We start from the raw sequence: 19,702 nt of genomic DNA, 5'->3' as shown, positions 1-19,702 counted from the left end.
GGCGAAAAAAACTAACTTTACTTCGCTTTGTCGCCCGAAAGAATATCATGCTAACTAAACCACGATTTGATCTCAAAGATCATATCAGACCTCTCATTTTGTTACCCTTTATTGCGAGTGATTGGGAAGCTATAATAGAGCTTCGATCTGAGCAATATGTGCATACTATCGATGAAATCGATGGTCAGGTGATTGATTTGATCAAAGCTGACAATCCCGAGGCACAATTATCCAAAGAAGAACTGGATCAAAGGTTAACTGAATTTTTTAGAGACAAGGAAAAAGACTTTTACGGAGCTTGGGTTTTTTATCCTTGGAAAAACACATTGGTCCATATTCTAGATGAGGAAGATTTCATCCGGATTCGAACCTTGAGAAATAATTATAAAATAACTCCCTCCGAACAGCTTGAATTAAGAAAAAAGAAAGTTGGGATTGTTGGGCTTTCAGTAGGTCAAAGTATTGCGCTAGCCATGACTTTGGAAAGAAGTTTTGGAGAAATCAGACTTGCAGATTTTGATACATTGGAGCTGAGTAATTTAAATCGGCTAAAGGCAGGTGTTACAAGCTTGGGTTTAGAAAAAGTTGTTATTGCGGCTAGAGAGATTTCGGAGATTGACCCCTATTTGAAGGTAACACTTTATAGAGAAGGAATCACTACACAAAACATTGATGAATTTTTAGTTGGAAATGGAAAACTTGATCTTTTGATTGATGAATGTGATAGTTTAGATATTAAATTTCTCATCAGAGAAAAGGCAAAATTAGAGCAAATCCCTGTTATCATGGATACTTCCGACAGAGGAATGCTGGATATTGAGCGCTTTGATCAGGAACCAGATAGGCCAATTTTCCATGGTTTGTTAAACGGAATTTCCATTTCTGAACTTGCAAATCTTAGCAATAAAGAGCGAGTAGCTCTTGGTTTAAAAATTACTGGTTTAGAAAGTCTTTCATTAAGAATGAAAGCATCACTTCTGGAGGTTGGGTCCACAATCACTTCTTGGCCTCAATTGGCTTCAGCTGTTTTTTTGGGCGGAGCGACGGTAGCTCATGTTGGAAGAAGAATTCTTTTGGGGGATAATATTCCCTCTGGAAGGTTTTATGTTGATTTTGATGAAATTGTCAAAGTAGAACAGCTTGAAGAAAATTTAATCCTACCAAGCTTTCAAGAGCCATCTGCCATTTCGAGTCATATTGTAGCACAATTGCCTTCGGGCATACTTCAATCAGGGTATATTCTTTCTTCTGAAGAGCTGGAAAAAATCCTGACTTTGGCTAATATGGCGCCATCAGGCGGTAATGTTCAACCATGGATTTGGGTTTTTGATCGAAAGGGAATTCTCCATTTATTTCATGATCAGGAGCGAAGTCATTCCATGCTGGATTTCAAGGGAACAGGATCATTGATCGCATTTGGAGCTGCTCTTGAAAATTTAAGATTGGCCGCAGCCCAGGAAGGATTAGAAATAGAAATAATCAACCATATCAAGGATTTTGAAGAAGAATTAATTGCTTCTATTCGCTTTGTAACGAAACTAAATCGTCCCATAGAGGTGCCTCATTTTGATTTGGTAGAGGGTATATCATTGAGATGTACAAACCGAAAAAATTCAGTCAGACAATTGATAGAAAAGGAAAAGTTAATAGAATTGGAAAAATTCGCAAGTTGTGAAGGGTTTGAAATCAGATTTACAGAGGATTCTAAAGATCTGGACGAGTTAGCTAAGATAGTAGGGGGAATGGATCGAATGCGCTTTTTTCATGAGGAAGGTTTGGTAGACTTTATCAAAGAAGTCAGATGGACTGAAAAAGATGCTATCGAAACCCGAGATGGTATCGATATAGCCACATTAGAGCTTTCCGGTACTGAAAAAGCAGCCATGGGTTTGCTAAAGGATCCTAGAACTATTAGGTTTTTCCGTAAATTTCTGATGGGAATGGGACTTACCAAAATCTCTAAAGAAACGGTAACTAAATCTTCAGCGATCATGGTGCTCCAAGGCGATAGATTTTCAACGGAGACTTATCTTGAGGCAGGAAAAGTCCTTCAACGGATTTGGATCAAGGCAAATATGATGGGTATAAGTTTTCAACCGGTGACAGCAATGCTCTTTATATTTCAAAAAGTTCTTCAAGAAACCAATCATGGTTTTACCAAAGAGGAGTTTGAAGAAATACAAACCCTGAAGTCGAGATTTGATCAAATTTTCAAAAATGAAGGCGGAACCTTGGATTTGTTTATGTTTAGGCTAAATATGGTTACTAATCCTAGTGTAAGGGCATTTCGCCGAAATGTGCAGGATACTTTAATTTTGGTTTGAATGTTTACTTTCAACGCTTTCAGAGCAATAGATGAACCCGAAATCTGTAAACAGTTTATTGAGGGGCATATTAATGTTTTGAAAGAGTACGGGGTTACAAAGGTCACCTCCTCAAATAACGAATGGATGTATAATCCTTATGTATTTGTCGTTACAGTTCATGAAAATTCCACGAATAATGTGGTAAGTGGACTTCGTATACATATCTCCAACGAAGCCTTTCCCCTACCATTAGAAGGTGCAATTTCTCAAGTTGACAGTAACATTCAACAGTTGGTTTCCAAATATCGAAAAGAGGGTACAGGGGAAATTGGTGGCTTGTGGAACAGCCGAGCTATTTCAGGGTTTGGAATCGGGGCGTTATTTCTATCAAGAACATCTTTGGTTATTGCAGATCAATTAAATGTAATGAGTCTTTTTGCCCTTTGTGCGGAATATACTTTAAAGCCAACGCTCCAAAAGGGATTTGAAATTGAAGAACAAATAGGAAATAAAGGCACATTTTTTTACCCAAAATTAGATTTGGTTGCAACACTTGCAGTTTTAAAAGATGTAAAAAATTTACCTTTAGCTCTTGAGGAAGAAAGAGATTATATTTTCGAACTTAGAAAGAACCTTCAATGTGAGCGAACGGAGCATACTCCCAAAGGGCCGATTCACATCAAGTATAATTTAAAAATCAATAATCCTGACTGGAGAAACCCATGATTATTTTTATTTATTCAGTTTTTTCGCTACTTATTTCATTCAATTCAATTGTGATTGATTCTAGTAGCCAGCCAATTAACCATTATGGTTATTTAATTCAATCAAAAGAATTGAATTTTAACATTGAAGAAGTTTTAAATTCTTCAGAATTTATTTCTTTGGAAAATCAGAATATAAACTTTGGAATCAATAACGATGTTGTTTGGCTTAAATATTTATTAAGAAATGAAACTGAAAATGACGAGAAATATTTATTTATAAATAATCCTTCACTGGATAATATTGATTTATACGTTGTTAATAAGGGTGAAATTTCTCAAACCTATAAGGGGGGACGCTTAGATTCATTCAGTGAAAGGGTTATTCGCTCTAAATCGATAATTTTTAAAATTAATTTACCTCAAAATGAGGATACAGAAATATTTCTTAGAATAAATAGTGTTAACAAGACAATTATCACAGCATCAGTTAATGATCTACAGGTAATTGACAGGCTGATCAACCGGGAAAACATTATTTTCGGTATTTTCACGGGGGTAATTGTTGGTCTGTTTTTTTATAATTTATTTTTGTACTTTTCTGTAAGGGATAAAATATATTTAATTTATGTAATCCATACTGTATTAGTGTGGTTTGCTCAATCTTCAATCTTGGGTTATACAACAGAATTAATTTGGCCTGAATCTGAATGGCTGAAATTAAGGGCAGGTGTGATATTTTCCTCACTTGTTAGCTTGGTAGGGATTTGGTTTTTAAGAGTTTTTCTTTCTACGAAATTCTTTGTCCCAAAACTTGACAAAGGGTTTTATTTCATTTTTTTAGTTTATGGATTTATTTTAGTAAATGCTTTTTTCTTTTCAATAACGGTAAGTTACCAAGTCTTACTCGGGACCCAGTCAATCGTGGTGTTGTATGTCCTCATGGTTGCACTTTCAGTTCTTAGGTTAGGTTATAGTCCTGCCCGTTATTATCTTTTGGCCTGGTCTGTTTTTATGGTCGGGATTTTTCTGTTTGTTTTCAGTGAAATGGGAATTATTCCCACAAATAATTTGACAGCCTACATTATGCCTTTGGGTTCTGCACTTGAAGTGGTATTGCTATCTTTTGCACTTGCTGACAAGATCAATATTCTCAAAAAGGAAAAAGAAAACGAGCAAGCTGAAAAGCTTAAGATTTTGAATGAAAATGAAGAGCTGATACGAGAGCAAAATTCCATGCTTGAGAAAAAAGTAAGAGTTAGGACAGAGGAATTGGAACATGCCTTAAGGACGCTCCAAAATACTCAAAGCCAACTTGTCAATCAGGAAAAAATGGCGTCTTTGGGTCAATTGACAGCCGGCATAGCCCACGAAATTAATAATCCAATCAACTTTGTCAGTTCAAATATTACTCCGCTTAAACGTGACATTAAAGACATCATGGAGGTAATAGAATTTTATAGAAATTCTGGTGAGAGGGAATTTTCAGAAAGCACTAAAAAAGAAGCCAAACAACTTGAAAAAGACTTGGAATTGGACTATGTGCTCGATGAGGTTGATCAGTTGCTGAAGGGAATGGATGAAGGAGCAAAAAGAACTGTGGAAATCGTCAAAGGTCTTCGAATTTTCTCTAGGGTTGACGAGCAGGATGTGAAAAAAGTGGATCTACATGATGGAATTAGTAGTACAATCATCCTTCTCAACAGTACTATTCCGGGTAAAATCAGAATCGTTAGAGAATTTGGAGAACTTCCTCTTGTGGAGTGCTTAGCCGGTAAAATCAATCAGGTATTCATGAATATCATCAACAATGCAGTTCATGCTTTGACTGATAATTTGGACAAAATAGTTGATCCCAAAATTACCATTAGGACCAAACCATTTATTGATCACGTAGTTGTTGAAATTGAAGATAATGGGCCGGGGATGCCTGAAAAGGTTAAACAGCGAATTTTTGAGCCTTTTTTCACGACTAAGGCTGTGGGTAAAGGTACGGGTTTGGGTCTTTCCATAGTTTATTCTATTATTGAGAACCACAAAGGAACCCTGGAGGTAGTTACCGAGGAAGGACAGGGCACAACTTTTATTATTTCACTTCCTCTTTACCAAAATGTCCCAAAGTATGAGTGATAAAATCCATGTTCTCTATATTGATGATGAGGACAATAACCTCAAGTCGTTTAGAGCCACCCTTCGAAAGGACTTCAAGATTTTTACAGCAATCGATGCTGAGGAGGGTCTTAGAATAGTCAGTGAGGAAGAGATTCATGTGGTCATTGCTGATCAACGGATGCCTGGCTTGACAGGTACGGAGTTTTTTGAGCAGATGATTAAAATTAATCCCGACCCGATACGAATACTCCTGACAGGCTATTCGGATATCGCTAGCGTGATTGATGCAATCAATAAAGGGGAAGTCTACCGTTTTATTGATAAACCTTGGAATATTGAGCAGATCAAAAATTCCATCAAAAATGCCGCAGACATTTACTTCATGAGAAGTGAATTGAAGGAAAAGAGCATCAAACTTCAGAAGTTACACTCCGAGATGAACCAGTTCGTGTATAGTTTGTCACATGAGCTACGCGGACCATTGATGAGTATTTCGGGTATTTCCAAACTTGCAAAGTTAGAAATCGGTGATCCAAATGCATTAGAGTATTTCGAAATGATCGATACCGCTACCGGGAAATTGGATGATTTCATTTATAAGATGTTGGACTTTTATCGATCCACGAAAATTGACCATAAAATCACCGAAATACACTTCCAGGATATTGTAAACCAACAAATGGAAGCTTACCGAGAAAAATTCAACCTTACCCACTTTAAGGTGGATATGCAGGTCAATCAGCAGGTTGCCTTTTTCAGTGACGAGGCTAAAATCCGAGTAATCCTGAATAATCTTTTCAGCAATGCTGTTCAGTTTCAAAAAGACCAAGGCGGACAAAAGTGGATTAGTCTCACGATTGACGTGGTGGAAGAGAATGCAATCATAAGATTGGAGGATAATGGCATCGGGATTGAGGAACGATATCGAGAAGAGGTGTTCAATCTTTTTGCGAGAGCAACCCAAAAAAATGTAGGAACAGGCCTTGGACTCTATATGGTCAAGGAAGCAGTGGAACAGATGGGTGGCAAGATCAACTTAGAATCTCAAATAAATGAAGGTACAACCATTACTGTAACCCTTCCATCCTTGAATAAAGGAAAATTTTAAGGAATAAAATTTAATTAGGGATTGTATCTTTACATCGGTAATAGACCATTTTTTATTAAAATTCAAAAAATATGATTAATCCCTGGCATGATGTCAACATTGGGAAAAATGCCCCAGAATTTGTAATGGGCGTTATTGAAATCCCTAAAGGATCCAAAGGAAAATATGAACTTGACAAAAAGACAGGTATGCTAATGCTTGATCGTGTCTTGTTTTCAGCTGTCCATTATCCTGCAAATTATGGTTTTATCCCTCAGACTTTCTGCGAAGACCATGACCCGCTGGACATTTTAATTATTTCTCAGATTGATATTCCATCCATGACTTTGGTTCCGGCCAAAGTAATCGGTGTAATGCGAATGGTAGATGGTGGTGAAGCAGATGATAAAATCATCGCTGTAGCGGCCGGAGATCAATCTGTAAATTACATCAACGATATCGATGAGCTTCCTCCACACTTGATGAAAGAAGTCCACAGATTCTTTGAGGATTATAAAAAATTGGAAAACAAAGAAGTGAAAGTAGAAGACTTCCTTGGTAAAGAAGATGCCATGCGAATCATACAGGAAAGTGTCGATCTCTACGACAAAAATTTCAGAACTTCAAAATAGTCCAAAGCCTGAGCAATCAGGCTTTTTTGCTTTTAATCATTTGCTTGGCTGCTTTCTTTTTTAAATAATTGACCAGATCGGTGTAAGACTCATGCTCATGATTTGATACTGAAATCGAATTTTTATCTGTGAATGCGATAGTCACCTGCTTGAATTCTTTTTTGTTGGCAAGAATTATTTCTTCTTCCCAAAGCATAATTTCATTTACCGGATAGGATTTGGTCATCCCTTTGAGTGGTAATTTGACTATAATCTGGTCTTTGCCAGCGGTGATGAATCGCCAGCCAGCCATCATTTTCACCAAAAGCATCAAGATGACAAGGGTAATTAGCGAGCAGGACACCAGATAAAACCAAAGTCCAAAACTGCCCTTGTATGCAAAATCGCGGAGCAGAAGAATTAATCCTCCCAAGAGAACAATCAAGATCAAACCGAGAGAGATATAAGTGGATATTTTGGGTTTAATGATGACCATGTATGCTTTGAAGTTCGGTGAGTTTAGCTCGGGCAAAAGTCTCTAAATCCTCGAAGAAAGCGAAGAAAATCAGTTCAAATTCTGCTTCTTTTTCTAACAACACCTCTGGTGCTTCATTCATTTTCGAATCAAAATTCGTCCTTCGACTTAATCCAATCAGGGTTTTTTGGATTCCTTTGATCTCACGATAATTGTACAGCCAGTTTTGACTTTTCATCCAGCCAAACATCTCCTTGAAAGAATCCGGGAGAAGAACCAAATGAGAGTCTATGATATTATAAGTCTGATTCACAAATGTTTCAAGCGGAATGTTGGAATATTTCCCCCAATTTTTTCCCAAAAAATAGTCAAAGAAAATATCCGTGATCACCGTGGAGTAATGTCTGAACCTTGGGCGTAAGTAAGATTGTCCTGCTCGCACCAAGGGATGTGAATCAGTAAATGAATCAATTTCCCGATGAAGTAAAATCCCTGTTAAAATATCCTTATCGTATCGTTGGATCTCTTTGCCCTTGATAAAGTCCGCAGCAAAATTTCCAACCAACACCTCATCGTGGCCAAAAGAAAGATAAGCATGAGCGAGAAAGTTCATATAAATTCTTTAAAAGGTAAACCGCCTGACTTTTGCTTAGTTTGTACTGTAAATTACCACTAGATGCCGGATATCCTCGAAGAACTTAAGCAAGGACTCAAACTTCTCAAACTCGAATGGTCAGAAGACCTCGCCAATTACAAAAAGAAATTTCTGAATACCTCTATCGCGGACAAGAAAAAGGAAGGAATTACTTGGCATCCGATCCTTCTGAAAAAACATAAAATTGGAATGGGAGAGCGGCTATTAGTCGAAGTCGAGCGAATGGATTCTAACTACCCATCTTCTTTTTCATCCGGTAAATCAGTGACATTTTTCTCCACACACGAAGGCTACCAAGGAATGGAAAACCGTGTCAACGGTGTGGTTAATCAAGTGAAAAAAGATTCCATGGTGGTGACACTCCAAACCGATGAGATTCCTGATTGGATGCAGGATTCCCGATTAGGAGTGGATTTGCTATTTGATGAAGCGAGTTATCGGGAGATGGAGTCTGCCTTGAAAAAAGTAATCAAAGGAGAAAATATCCGACTTGCCGAACTGAGAGACATCGCTTTAGGAGAAGCTAAGCCAAGATTCAAAGATTTGTCGGCAATCGATCTTCCCGGCTTGAATTTTTCCCAAAATCAAGCTTGCCAAAAAATTGCTACGGCACAGGATTTTGCCATTGTTCATGGCCCTCCGGGTACTGGAAAAACTACCACGTTGATTGCTGCAATTCGTGAGGCTGTAGATAAGGGACAAAGCATTTTAGTCACTGCGCCAAGTAATGCAGCGGTTGATCTATTGGTGGAAAAACTGGTGGATTCCGGTGTTTCTACGCTACGACTCGGACATCCCGCACGTGTGGAGGAAAAAATCCTCAATCAAACCTTAGATGCCAAAATCGCATTCCACGACAGCTTTCGTGATTTGAAAAAGCTCCGAAAAGAGACTGAATCCTATCTCAAAATCGCCAAGCAATATAAACGCAATTTTGGTCCTGAGGAGCGTGCTCAGCGAAAACTGATGTATCAAGAAGTCTCCCGAATCCGGGAAGCTGCAAGTCAATTGGAGGATTACATTCGCTCCGACATCTTCCAGCGTACTCAGGTTTTTGCCTGCACACTCGTAGGCGCTTCTTCGTCCAATCTCAGAGGGATGATTTTCGATGTAGTTTTCATCGACGAAGCTGCTCAAGGACTTGAGGCTGCGACATGGATTCCAATTTTGAAAGCTAAAAAGGTGGTTTTTGCAGGAGATCATTGTCAATTGCCACCGACAATTAAATCTTTTGAAGCTTCGAAAGCAGGTCTCTCAACTACGCTTTTTGAGAAAATAATCCATCGCCAGCCACAAACAGCTCAAATGCTCGAAGTCCAATATCGGATGCCCGCTGATATAATGGGCTTTTCCAATGAGTGGTTTTACAAGGGGAAATTACAGGCTGCTGAAAATACACAGTTACATTCGCTTGGCGAAGATGAACCTGTTTTGGAATGGATCGATACTGCCGGTTCGGGCTATTCTGATCAACAGGAGGCGGAAAGCTTGAGTACTTTCAATCCCGACGAAGCCAGATTTGCCTGCACTTACCTTAACGAAACCATGAAGCGAATCGGATTTGCCAAGTTTAGGCAGGAAAACTGGACTATTGGCTTGATTGCGCCCTATTCCGCGCAGGTGAGGATGATTCGGCATCTGATCTTTGAGACCTTCGAATATCCAAATCTGAAGGCCTTTGCAGACTGGATTACAATCGATACAGTGGATGGATTTCAGGGTCAGGAGCGGGATTTGATGTTGATTTCTTTGACTAGATCCAATGAAAAAGGGGAGATTGGTTTTCTGGCAGATGAGCGCAGAATGAACGTGGCCTTGACTCGAGCAAAGCGAAAACTTATTCTCATAGGGGATAGCAGCACTTTAGCCCATCATCCTTTTTTTGACTCGCTTTTGGGATATTTTGAAGAAAAAGGAGCCTATCGGAGCGTGTATGAGTTTTTGTAAAAGTTAGGAGGTAAGGAAGTTAGGAGGTAAGGAAGTTGAAAAGTTAATTACGATTTACGAATTCAGATGCTTCGACTTCGCTCAGTACGGGTTTACGGCCCTGTAATGAACCACATTAGTAAATTTCAAAGGCCAATCTTTTGAAGATCCTAATAGAAATGCAAAACAAACAATCCGAAATCCGAAATCAGGAAATTGCTTCCTCTTGATCCTTCCCAAAATCCTCCGAGTCCAGCAAAAGCACCCGCTTGCCCATTTTCTTCTGAATGACTTTGAAATGATGCAATTCTTCTGGAGTGATCAAAGAAATCGCCTTTCCAGTTGCTCCCGCACGACCTGTCCGGCCGATTCGGTGGATGTAATCTTTTGGAGAGCGAGGCAATTCATAATTGATTACCAAAGGAAGAAACTGAATATCGATTCCTCTGGCGGCCAAATCTGTTGCCACCAAAACTTGCGTCTTGCCTGATTTGAACCTTGCTAATGCTTCAGTCCTTGCCCCTTGACTTTTATCTCCATGAAAAGCTACTGCCTCAATTCCGTTTTTACTCAGCTTGGTTGCCACATTGTCGGCCGTTCTTATTGAGGAGGCAAAAACCAAAATCTGACTCCAGTCACCGGAATTGATTAATTGTCTAAGAAATGGGCCCTTATTTTCAGGACTAACTCGATAAGCTAATTGATCAATTAAGTCCGGTGTGAAATTATCTCCTTCCACCTGAATCCGTACCGGATCTTTGAGTAGTTTTTGGATCAAAACATCCACTTCAGAATCTGTGGTTGCTGAGAAAAGGATGTTCTGCCGACGGCTTGGAAGCAATTCCAAAATGTGCTCTACTTCTTCCCGAAAACCCATATTCAGCACCTTATCCGCTTCATCTAAAACCAAAGTGTGAATTCTCGAGATACCAAGTGCATTCCTACCAATGAGATCTATCAATCGTCCCGGTGTGGCAATCAATATCTCCACACCATGTAGTTTCATCATTTGGGGATTGATCGAAACTCCCCCAAAAACAGCCATGGATTTGATCTTTCGGGGTAAAAAACGGCTGAAGTTCTCCGTCACTTCTGCCACCTGAACTGCCAGTTCCCGAGTAGGCACTATTACCAAAACTGGGATAAAACGATCACTTGGAGCTTCTTTTGGAAGTAATAGCTGAAGAATAGGTAAGATGTAAGCAGCCGTTTTCCCGGAACCTGTAGGTGCTAAACCCAATAAATCTTTTTGATTGAGAATAGCAGGAATCGCTTCAATTTGAATGGGATAGGGACTTTCATACTTTGCCCGCTCAATGGAAGAAAGTAGATCTTTTGACAGTCCGAGGTCGGAAAAATTCATAATCGATATTTTTTACAAAGTTAGGAGAAGTCAGCAAAAGGCTTCTGTTTTCCTATCGGGTCGGAGGAAATCTACGCTCAATTTTTATAGTTGAAATATTCATCAACAACCTCAATAACTTTTTATTTTCCGATATTTTGATCTTACCATTAAGAAATTAAGGGCATTAAGATTTGAGAAAATTAGAGTTTGAAACCTATGACTAAGGTCTTGAACTGAGTTTCTTAATTTTCTTAATTCCCTTAATGGTTCAAAAAATCAATTTGAGTAAGTCTCAATTAGTGCAAGTATTTCGACCTGTCTAGCCGAAAGGTAGGCTTGTGCTTAGGCTAATGCAGTATTCAGGCTGCCCGAAGTAAGAAGAGGTAATTGAAATGCAGTCTGAAGACTTCATAATGAATGGTCCAAGCCCGCCTGCATCGGGCAGGTCTGAAGTCCTGAACCATCTGAAGAAGTCCTCAAATGGCTTCTGTTTTCTTCGGATCCGAACCAAACCTTGACTTTTCAAATTGGAATGCTTCCACCTAACGATTTGGCCTTGTAAATCAGCGGAATAAAATCCAAATTAGAAACGATGGTATTCGACAAGTTAAATTGTCGGATTTCCCAAACCCAAAATACCTGTAAGAATATGTTTCGAAGTACCCTGTTGACCTGTGCGGTTGGTATGCTGCTTTGCTTTTCCTGCAAAGAACCCGGTCCTCTCCCAGAATCTCCCGATAGTCCGGCAAGGACAGCGGAAGAGGAAATGAAAACTTTTCAAATCGAAGCTGGATTTGAAGTTCAGCTTGTTGCTTCCGAACCGCTCGTGGAATCTCCTGTGATCATCCAATTTGATGAGGATGGAAGGCTTTGGGTGGTGGAGATGCGTGGTTACATGAATGACATCGAGGGTTCGGAGGAAAAGCAACCCGTTGGTTCGATCGCAATTCTTGAGGACACAAATGGAGATGGGCAGATGGACAAGCGAACCGTTTATCTGGATTCTTTGCTGATGCCACGGGCTTTGGGACTTTTTAAAAATGGGGCTTTGGTCGCCGAAAACAACAGACTTTGGATCACCCAAGATCTGGATGGAGACTGGAAAGCCGATTCCAAGATTTTGCTCGACTCCACCTATGCCGCCAATGGAATTCCAGAACATTCGGACAATGGCTTTGTGCGAAACGTGGACAATTGGTATTACAGTGCTAAATCACGCCTTCGCTATCGCTTTCAGGATGGAAATTGGATTCGTGACACCACTGAATTTCGGGGGCAATGGGGGATTTCCCAAGACGATCAGGGTCGCCTGATGTATAATTACAACTGGTCTCAGCTACATGGGGACTTGGTTCCAGCCAATTATTTATCCAGAAACAAAAATCACAAACCATCAACAGGAATCGATCATGGATTGACGATCGACCGAAAAGTATTTCCAATTCGATCCAATCCAGCTGTGAATCGTGGTTATATCCCTGGAACTTTAGACTCACTGGGAAGACTGTTTGAGTTTACTTCTGCCTGCGCCCCAACGGTCTATCGAAGTCAACTTTTCCCGAAGGAATATTTAGGAAACATCTTTGTCCTGGAAAATGCTGGAAATCTGATCAAGCGAAATGTGGTAACCGAAAATGGGCTTTTATTAGATGCCCATGACCCAAATCCGGGGAGGGAGTTTTTAGCATCTACGGATGAAAGATTTCGCCCGGTTCAGGCCACGGTTGGACCGGATGGTGGATTATACATCGCCGACATGTATCAGGGAATCGTGCAGTATGGAGGATATATGACTCCCTATTTGAAAGAGCAAACCTTGAAGCGCGGTTTGGATTCTCCGGGACATATGGGTAGAATTTGGAGAGTGGTTCCGAAAGGTTTTGATCCTAAAAAAGCACCTAAACTTTCTCAGGTAAGCGCAGCCGATTTGGTGAAGAACCTGTCTCATGAAGACGGTTGGTATCGGGACATGGCGCAACGGCTTTTGGTAGAAAGAAACGATCCCACTTTAGTTTCGCTTCTGGAGGATTTGGTGAAAAATGGAAAATCCGAGTTTGGACGATTTCATGCGCTATGGACTTTGGAAGGAATGGGAAAAGTGAATCCTGGACTTTTGCTTGAAATATTAGCGAATGACACTGACTTAATCAAAACCACTGCATTGCGACAGCTTGAAAACCCAGCTCTCGATAATGCAGAGATTCTTGCTCAATTGGAAGTTATTTCTTTGGATTTGGCATCAAAAGCTTCCGAGAAAGTTGCACTTCAGCTGGCCTTGAGTGCTGAGATTTTTTCAACAGAAACCAAAACCAAATTATTCAGTCAGATATTTAAAGACTATGGAAATCTGGCCTTAATTCGAGATGCCGTGATGAGTAGTTTGGAGGATGAAGAATTTGGCTTTCTTCAAAAACTTCTTGCAAGTGATCCATGGAAGGAATCGAATCCTGATCGGGAAGTTTTCCTTGAAATGCTGACCAGCGCCATCATTAACAATGGCGAATCAATAGAAATCAGCGGATTATTGGCACTTACAGATACAGAAGAAATTGGATGGAAAGAGTCCGTCATCTTAACAGGTATGGCTATTCAAGCGAGTGATATCGAAACTCCTGGAAAAGTTAATTTGCCCAGTCAGCCATCGATATTCAAGCGTAAAGATCTTCCACTGGATCAAAATAGGCTTGCCATGCTGCAGCGTCTCTTTTCTTGGCCTGGGTATAAACCTTCCTCGACTCTTACTTCAGTTGGTAATCTGGATGAAAAAGCAATGAAGCAGTTTGCAGAAGGCAGGACAAAATACTTAACTTCTTGTGCGGGTTGCCATGGGAATAATGGAAAAGGTGCGGCTCGCATGGGTCCGCCATTGGCTGGATCCGAATGGGTGGTCGGCGATGAAGTCAGACTTTCCTTGATCATGCTGCATGGATTGGAAGGTCCGATTGAAGTGGGAGGAAAGAAATACGATGCACCTGATATTTTACCGGTGATGCCTTCACATTCGACGATGGATGATGCGGTGATTGCGTCCATTCTTACTTACATTCGGAATGAGTGGGGGAATCAAGCGCCACCCGTTTCGGGCAGAACTGTCAGCTCCACCCGACATTTGAATCAAGGCAGAGTGTATCCATGGTCGGCAGCCGAACTCAATAAACATATTGAAGGACTTGCTTCCTCTTCCAAACCCTAACCCAAAATGGCTAGCCTATGAAACCTTTTGAGAACAATGATAAATTTTCCTCCGGAAGGCGGGATTTCTTGAAAAAGTCCGGAATGGCAACCGCGGCGATGGCTTTTCCTTTTTCGGCTCTGCCGGAAAGCTTAAAAGGCGTCTCAATGGGAGTGGTGGTTCATTCCTATGGGATTCGATACGGTTCCAAGGTAGAAAGTCAAACCTATCCGGGTTTCCAAAATGCACTGGATTTCATGCGGCACTGTCATTCAATCGGAGCAGGAGGAATCCAGACAACAGTAGGAGGTTGGGCAGAGGATTTTGCCAAAAAAGTCCGAGATGAACGTGAAAAACTGGGAATGTACCTGGAAGGAAGCATTGCCATGCCCAAAAGTGAAGAGGAAGTTTCTAGGTTTGAAAAAGAAGTGTTGATGGCCAAAGAAGCTGGAGTGAGTATTTTGAGGACTGTTTGTCTTAGTGGACGGAGGTATGAAAACTTCAAGACGAAAGCAGATTGGGAAACATTCCGGTTAAATGCTCATGATTCAATTCTCTTGGCAGAACCCATAGCCAGAAAGCACAAGGTGAAGCTGGCGATTGAGAATCACAAAGATTGGAAAGCAGCCGAACTCGCCCAGATTATTCAAAACCTGAGTAGTAGTTGGGTAGGAGTCACGCTTGATTTTGGGAATAATGTATCGCTGCTAGAAGAACCGATGGAAGTGATACGGACCTTAGCTCCTTTTGCATTTTCGACTCATGTGAAAGATATGGGAGTCAAACCTTACGAAGATGGGTTTTTACTGTCTGAAGTGGAGCTCGGTACAGGAATCGTAGATTTAAAAGAAGCAGTGACTTTATGTCAAAAACATAATCCGGATGTCACGTTCAGTTTGGAAATGATCACTCGTGATCCTTTGCAGATTCCATGTTTGGAGGAAAGCTACTGGACGACATTTGATAACCCACCAGCTCAAGATCTGGCAAAAATCCTCAGAATAGTTCGTGACAAATCTTATCCCGATTCTCTTCCCCAAGTAAAAAACCTGAATTCTGAAGAAAAGCTGGCTTTTGAAGAGAAGAATGTGGTCAAGTGTCTTGCCTATTCCAGAGCTAATCTTTTGTAATTTTCATTGTGAGTAGTCAACAGTAAATGGTAAGTTGTGAAACAGACAACCACTTACTTTTTACCACTTACCACTTACAAAAATTTCAAACAAGTCTATAAACTATAACTAACCAAGCATCGGACATCCGACTTCGGACAATTCTTCTGTCTCCGGTCTCCGGTCTCCCAACTTAACCCTCAAAACCATGTCCCAATTCGATCTTTCCCAACTTCCAGGTATTTCTCTTTTTTCACTTAAAGGCAAATCAGCTATCATCACAGGCGGCTCCAAAGGTCTCGGATTGGCTATGGCTGCCGGTATGGCTTCTGCCGGCGCCAATGTGATGCTGGTTAGCCGAAATGCATCAGATGGTGATGGCGCCGCTGCGGAAATTGCTGCTAAATATGGTGTGAAGGCGATAACTTTTGCAGCCGATGTGGTGGATAAAGCTGGCATGGAAGAGATGGCAAAAACAGCATTCGAGGCTTTTGGCTCCATAGATATTCTGATCAATTCCGCAGGCATCAATATCCGAGGAGCAATTGACGAACTGAGCTATGAGGATTTCACCAAAGTGATGGATGTCAACGTGACAGGCACTTGGCTAGCAAGTCGGGCCGTGACTCCGTACATGAAGGATAAAAAGAAAGGTGCGATCATCAATCTTGCCAGTACTTTGGGTTTGGTAGGTTTGGCCAATCGAACTCCTTATGCATCCAGTAAAGGTGCTGTAGTTCAGATGACACGAGCTCTGGCTTTGGAGTTGGCCACTTGGAATATTACGGTCAATGCAATTTGTCCGGGTCCATTTTTGACAGAGATGAACCTACCGATTGCAGATACAGAAGAAGGAAAAAAGTTTGTGGTCGGGGCTACTGCCTTGGGTCGCTGGGGCGAATTGAAAGAAATCCAAGGTGCAGCGATTTTCTTGGCTTCCGATGCGGGAACTTACATGGTAGGATCGATGCTGACTGTGGATGGGGGATGGACAGCGAGGTAAGGAGATTTACGATATATGAATTACGATTTACGAGGTCTGAAGCGGCTGCTATCGGATAAGAAATTTCGAACATCGAATGATGAATATCGAATGATGAAGTGAGTGCTAACATCGGTCATCGGTCACCCGACATCGGACTTTTCTACCCCACCACCAAACTCAGTACAAAAATCATCAATATCGCAGTTGTCCCAGCGATCAAGGTTCCTAAGCTGTGGGACATATTTCCCTGCTTGATACTCATACCTGAGAGTTGGGTGACTACCCAAAAACCGCTGTCGTTAGCATGGGAAATACAAAGGGAACCTGCTCCAATCGCAAGGGCGGTGAAGACTTTCATGATCTCAGAATCCAGACCAAGCGGCCCTAATATCGGAGCGATAATCGAAGCAGTAGTGATCATCGCGACAGTGGTCGAACCTTGTGCTGTTTTTAGTGCGAAAGCAATTAAAAACGGAAGGAAAATCCCCCAATTCGCATCACTCATACTGGAAGTCACTAAGTCACCAACGCCTGAATTCTGAAGCATTTTCCCAAAAACAGCCCCTGCTCCAGTGATCAAAATAACCGGAGCTGCCAAAAGAATAGACTCTCCAATCCAACCCGAAGAGGAAAGGAGTTTGCGGTCAAATTTCTTGGGAAGTGTGAATGATAGAATCGCTCCGATTAGTAAGGCAATTACAGGTGATCCGATAAATTGGATGGCTTTGGTCAGTCCACTTTCGCCAAGAGGCTTGGTTGGATAATTGGCTATGGAGGCTAAAATGATCAGAATCAAAGGAACAAGAACCGGCAGAAGTGATTTGAAAAAGGTGGGAAGTTCTTTCTTCACCAGTTCCTTTTCGCCTACGATCATTTGAGGTTCAAGTGGGATTTTGACCACAAAATTATTCACAAAGAAGTAAAGTGGAATGAGGGTAAACAAGGATACAAATGCACCATAAAAGATTACCTGACCCAAATCAGCACCTAAAATACCGGCAGTTGCAATTGGTCCTGGAGTCGGAGGAACCAAGGCATGACTAGCCATAGCGCCAAGAGAAAGTGCTACTATCGTGGCAGCGTAGGAAATCCCACTCTTGGCCGAAAGTGATTTGGCAATTGGATTCATCATGATGATCGTGCTGTCACCGAAGACAGGGATTGACAAAATCCATCCGCTTAGCATCATAGAAAGGTTGACGGATTTTTCACCGATCCACTTCAGAATTCGATCTGCAATGACTATAGCTCCACCGGTTTTTTCCAAAAAAGTCCCCATGATCACCCCCAACAAAATCAGAAGCCCTACACTTCCCATGACGCCACCAAAGCCATCAGCGATGGATTTTACTATGAGGTCTGTGGGCATGCGCATCATCAGACCGTAGATAATGGCTCCGACAAAAAGTGCTAAAAACGGATGAATGTCAAACTTGATGATGGCAAGCAGGATCAGGGCCAAAGCAACCAGAATAATCAGAAGTGTCAGCATTTTGGGTTTGTAAGTGGGTTAAAAAAGAATAAGCTTTTGTACTTCTTATACTTCACCCTTAAAAATTAGAGAAAAATGCAGAAAACCCAACAGATTTAGATAATTATGGGATAAATGGTTACGATTTCAATTTGGATAGACCCTATTCTTCAACTGACGAATATTTTATTGAATTTCGGTTGGATGCTTCGGCTACGCTCAGCACAAGAGACGGGAGACCGAAGACCGAAGCTCATCTTCAACCTAGATTTTAATTATTGAGCTGAAATTGACTCTATTTCAATTCTTTGATTTATTCTCGTGAAGAACTGGCAAATCGAATTAAGTAATCTTCGCCCTGTATATCTTAATGCCGAATTACTGTCTCTCAATATACATTACTGCTGAATCCTCGATGTATTTAGCAGGATTGTAAGAGGCGTAAAACTTGTTTTTTAGATTTTTGAGCGAGTTGTTTAGACCATTGATCTGGGTGGTGAACTCTGCGGGGAATCGAGTGCTGTCGGAGTACACAGTGATCAGACTTTCGTATTGGTCCATGTTAACCAGCATTCGGGAGGTGAGTTGACCAAATCTCAGACGAAGGGACTGCACTTTGAACATGTAAGTTTCTACCTGACCCAGCCATTTTCCCTTGGTATTTTGAGAACTTTCCAGCAAAGTAATTTTGTCAGAGATTGCTCTTCTGCATTCATTCTTGAAGGTTTCCCGATCGATATCTAAAGTTGCTGTGAGGTATTTCCGTTTGTATTCTAGCATACTGATACCATAGTAGTTCATTTGATCTTCCAGAAGAGCGGCATTCTCTTTTTGGAGTTGCTCGAGTTCTTTATTGATTTGTTCCCATTCATGATCGATAATCGCTTTTTGATTTTCAAATTGACTGGTGACGTTCAGGAGCTTTAGCATGGCGGGAGTTTTTTCGCTCAAGTCTTTCTCCTTTTTGCCTACCGAGGTTACGAGAGCAGTGATTCCTGAAGAGACTGTGGATACCATAGTTCCGTAAAGGGGCACATTGCTACCCACCGCACTGATCAGATTCAGAGAACTGTTGATCACTTCCATCATTGCATCGTCTTTTCCCTGTCGGTTATACCAATTATCATAATCCTTTTTCCAGGCATTGAAGGTGGAGTAATTCTGGATTTTACCGATGTTGCCCAACTGATTGAAAAAAGACTGTGAGGAAATAAACAGATCGAGCGGCTGAATGTCTCGTTGGATACTGAGTAGTTCGGTAAAAGCAAGCTGCCCGTTAAGGTTGATTTTTGTTTTTGGACCTTCTTCGAGAAATTTCAGGCGGTTGTCCAAAGCGATTTGGAGTTTTTCCAAGTCATTGATTTTTTCCTTATCAGTGGAGGTTCTACTATCGGCAGCAGCAAGTTTATCAGTCAATCGATTAACCTCTTCCTCATTTCGTTTGAGCTTTTCATTGAGATCTTTTAACTGATTGTCCCGCTCAGTTTTGATCTGTTCTGAGATGGAGGTAGTGTCCTGCACCTGTCCAAAACCAGAAAAAGAGACTGTTAGGAAGGAAATTAGGAGGATGAAAAGGGCCTTTGTGTTCATATAAGGGGATAAAGCGAGGGATTACGACTCAGGTTCTTGCTAATAAATCGACTTGTTACAATATCTATGCGAATCTTTTATCCTTGGGTTAAAGTCGGATTTTCCCTTAATTTCAATGGTCGACTTTGAATATTAGGCCTAATAAAAGTTGAAA

At 41.0% G+C, this 19,702-nt stretch carries 14 protein-coding genes; 9 read left to right on the top strand and 5 right to left on the bottom strand.

Annotated elements, in window-relative coordinates; translation table 11 throughout:
• The first annotated feature begins 47 nt into the window (after positions 1–47).
• The 5 genes from ACK4HU_RS15375 to ACK4HU_RS15355 all read left to right on the top strand — a co-directional run bounded on the left by ACK4HU_RS15375 (position 48) and on the right by ACK4HU_RS15355 (position 6,841).
• Positions 48–2,324, top strand: coding sequence for an Rv1355c family protein (locus ACK4HU_RS15375; protein WP_409808216.1), 2,277 nt, complete (start codon positions 48–50; stop codon positions 2,322–2,324).
• Entirely contained in the window at positions 2,325–3,032 is a 708-nt protein-coding gene (locus tag ACK4HU_RS15370; protein WP_409808214.1) for a hypothetical protein, read from the top strand.
• Positions 3,029–5,140, top strand: a complete 2,112-nt coding sequence (locus ACK4HU_RS15365) for a 7TM diverse intracellular signaling domain-containing protein (RefSeq protein ID WP_409808212.1) — start codon at positions 3,029–3,031, stop codon at positions 5,138–5,140. Before ACK4HU_RS15370 ends, ACK4HU_RS15365 begins: the two co-directional genes overlap by 4 nt.
• Complete coding sequence (locus ACK4HU_RS15360; RefSeq protein ID WP_409808210.1) at positions 5,133–6,230, top strand: hybrid sensor histidine kinase/response regulator; 1,098 nt, start codon at positions 5,133–5,135, stop codon at positions 6,228–6,230. The genes ACK4HU_RS15365 and ACK4HU_RS15360 overlap by 8 nt, the downstream gene beginning before the upstream one ends.
• A gap of 71 nt (positions 6,231–6,301) precedes the next feature.
• Entirely contained in the window at positions 6,302–6,841 is a 540-nt protein-coding gene (locus ACK4HU_RS15355) for an inorganic diphosphatase (RefSeq protein WP_409808208.1), read from the top strand.
• A gap of 16 nt (positions 6,842–6,857) precedes the next feature.
• On the opposite strand, the gene ACK4HU_RS15350 is transcribed toward ACK4HU_RS15355, so the two are convergent.
• Positions 6,858–7,316 (bottom strand): hypothetical protein, encoded by a 459-nt coding sequence (locus ACK4HU_RS15350; RefSeq protein ID WP_409808207.1) that lies wholly within the window; start codon positions 7,314–7,316, stop codon positions 6,858–6,860.
• Positions 7,303–7,908 (bottom strand): ACP phosphodiesterase, encoded by a 606-nt coding sequence (locus ACK4HU_RS15345; protein WP_409808205.1) that lies wholly within the window; start codon positions 7,906–7,908, stop codon positions 7,303–7,305. The genes ACK4HU_RS15350 and ACK4HU_RS15345 overlap by 14 nt, the downstream gene beginning before the upstream one ends.
• Before the next feature lie 63 nt (positions 7,909–7,971).
• Between ACK4HU_RS15345 and ACK4HU_RS15340 the strand changes: the two genes are divergently transcribed.
• On the top strand, positions 7,972–9,897 hold the full coding sequence (locus ACK4HU_RS15340; protein ID WP_409808203.1) for an AAA domain-containing protein: 1,926 nt from the start codon (positions 7,972–7,974) through the stop codon (positions 9,895–9,897).
• A gap of 187 nt (positions 9,898–10,084) precedes the next feature.
• On the opposite strand, the gene ACK4HU_RS15335 is transcribed toward ACK4HU_RS15340, so the two are convergent.
• Complete coding sequence (locus tag ACK4HU_RS15335) at positions 10,085–11,239, bottom strand: DEAD/DEAH box helicase (RefSeq protein ID WP_409808201.1); 1,155 nt, start codon at positions 11,237–11,239, stop codon at positions 10,085–10,087.
• A gap of 631 nt (positions 11,240–11,870) precedes the next feature.
• On the opposite strand from ACK4HU_RS15335, the gene ACK4HU_RS15330 reads away from it, so the two are divergent.
• From ACK4HU_RS15330 to ACK4HU_RS15320, 3 genes are all read left to right on the top strand, one after another.
• Positions 11,871–14,414: a c-type cytochrome gene (locus tag ACK4HU_RS15330; protein ID WP_409808200.1), complete on the top strand. Its 2,544-nt coding sequence runs from the start codon at positions 11,871–11,873 to the stop codon at positions 14,412–14,414.
• 17 nt (positions 14,415–14,431) lie between these two features.
• The gene (locus ACK4HU_RS15325; protein WP_409808198.1) at positions 14,432–15,523 is read left to right on the top strand and encodes a TIM barrel protein; all 1,092 of its coding nucleotides are present in this window, start codon (positions 14,432–14,434) and stop codon (positions 15,521–15,523) included.
• Positions 15,524–15,710: 187 nt separating this feature from the next.
• Entirely contained in the window at positions 15,711–16,505 is a 795-nt protein-coding gene (locus ACK4HU_RS15320) for an SDR family NAD(P)-dependent oxidoreductase (protein ID WP_409808196.1), read from the top strand.
• A 142-nt stretch (positions 16,506–16,647) separates the two neighbouring features.
• Here ACK4HU_RS15320 and ACK4HU_RS15315 read toward each other — a convergent pair whose 3' ends face one another.
• The gene (locus ACK4HU_RS15315) at positions 16,648–17,979 is read right to left on the bottom strand and encodes a GntP family permease (protein ID WP_409808195.1); all 1,332 of its coding nucleotides are present in this window, start codon (positions 17,977–17,979) and stop codon (positions 16,648–16,650) included.
• A 357-nt stretch (positions 17,980–18,336) separates the two neighbouring features.
• Positions 18,337–19,548 (bottom strand): hypothetical protein, encoded by a 1,212-nt coding sequence (locus tag ACK4HU_RS15310; RefSeq protein WP_409808194.1) that lies wholly within the window; start codon positions 19,546–19,548, stop codon positions 18,337–18,339.
• Positions 19,549–19,702: the final 154 nt, after the last annotated feature.

Source organism: Algoriphagus sp. (assembly GCF_046296635.1).
Classification (GTDB): Bacteria; Bacteroidota; Bacteroidia; order Cytophagales; family Cyclobacteriaceae; genus Algoriphagus.
Note: the sequence above shows the minus strand (reverse complement) of the source record. Positions and strands in the feature narration are given on the sequence as shown.

Coding starts and splice junctions, on each gene's coding strand:
- ACK4HU_RS15375 (WP_409808216.1), top strand. CDS start 48: ATGCTAACTAAACCACGATTTGATCTCAAAGATCATATCAGACCTCTC.
- ACK4HU_RS15370 (WP_409808214.1), top strand. CDS start 2,325: ATGTTTACTTTCAACGCTTTCAGAGCAATAGATGAACCCGAAATCTGT.
- ACK4HU_RS15365 (WP_409808212.1), top strand. CDS start 3,029: ATGATTATTTTTATTTATTCAGTTTTTTCGCTACTTATTTCATTCAAT.
- ACK4HU_RS15360 (WP_409808210.1), top strand. CDS start 5,133: ATGAGTGATAAAATCCATGTTCTCTATATTGATGATGAGGACAATAAC.
- ACK4HU_RS15355 (WP_409808208.1), top strand. CDS start 6,302: ATGATTAATCCCTGGCATGATGTCAACATTGGGAAAAATGCCCCAGAA.
- ACK4HU_RS15350 (WP_409808207.1), bottom strand. CDS start 7,316: ATGGTCATCATTAAACCCAAAATATCCACTTATATCTCTCTCGGTTTG.
- ACK4HU_RS15345 (WP_409808205.1), bottom strand. CDS start 7,908: ATGAACTTTCTCGCTCATGCTTATCTTTCTTTTGGCCACGATGAGGTG.
- ACK4HU_RS15340 (WP_409808203.1), top strand. CDS start 7,972: ATGCCGGATATCCTCGAAGAACTTAAGCAAGGACTCAAACTTCTCAAA.
- ACK4HU_RS15335 (WP_409808201.1), bottom strand. CDS start 11,239: ATGAATTTTTCCGACCTCGGACTGTCAAAAGATCTACTTTCTTCCATT.
- ACK4HU_RS15330 (WP_409808200.1), top strand. CDS start 11,871: ATGTTTCGAAGTACCCTGTTGACCTGTGCGGTTGGTATGCTGCTTTGC.
- ACK4HU_RS15325 (WP_409808198.1), top strand. CDS start 14,432: ATGAAACCTTTTGAGAACAATGATAAATTTTCCTCCGGAAGGCGGGAT.
- ACK4HU_RS15320 (WP_409808196.1), top strand. CDS start 15,711: ATGTCCCAATTCGATCTTTCCCAACTTCCAGGTATTTCTCTTTTTTCA.
- ACK4HU_RS15315 (WP_409808195.1), bottom strand. CDS start 17,979: ATGCTGACACTTCTGATTATTCTGGTTGCTTTGGCCCTGATCCTGCTT.
- ACK4HU_RS15310 (WP_409808194.1), bottom strand. CDS start 19,548: ATGAACACAAAGGCCCTTTTCATCCTCCTAATTTCCTTCCTAACAGTC.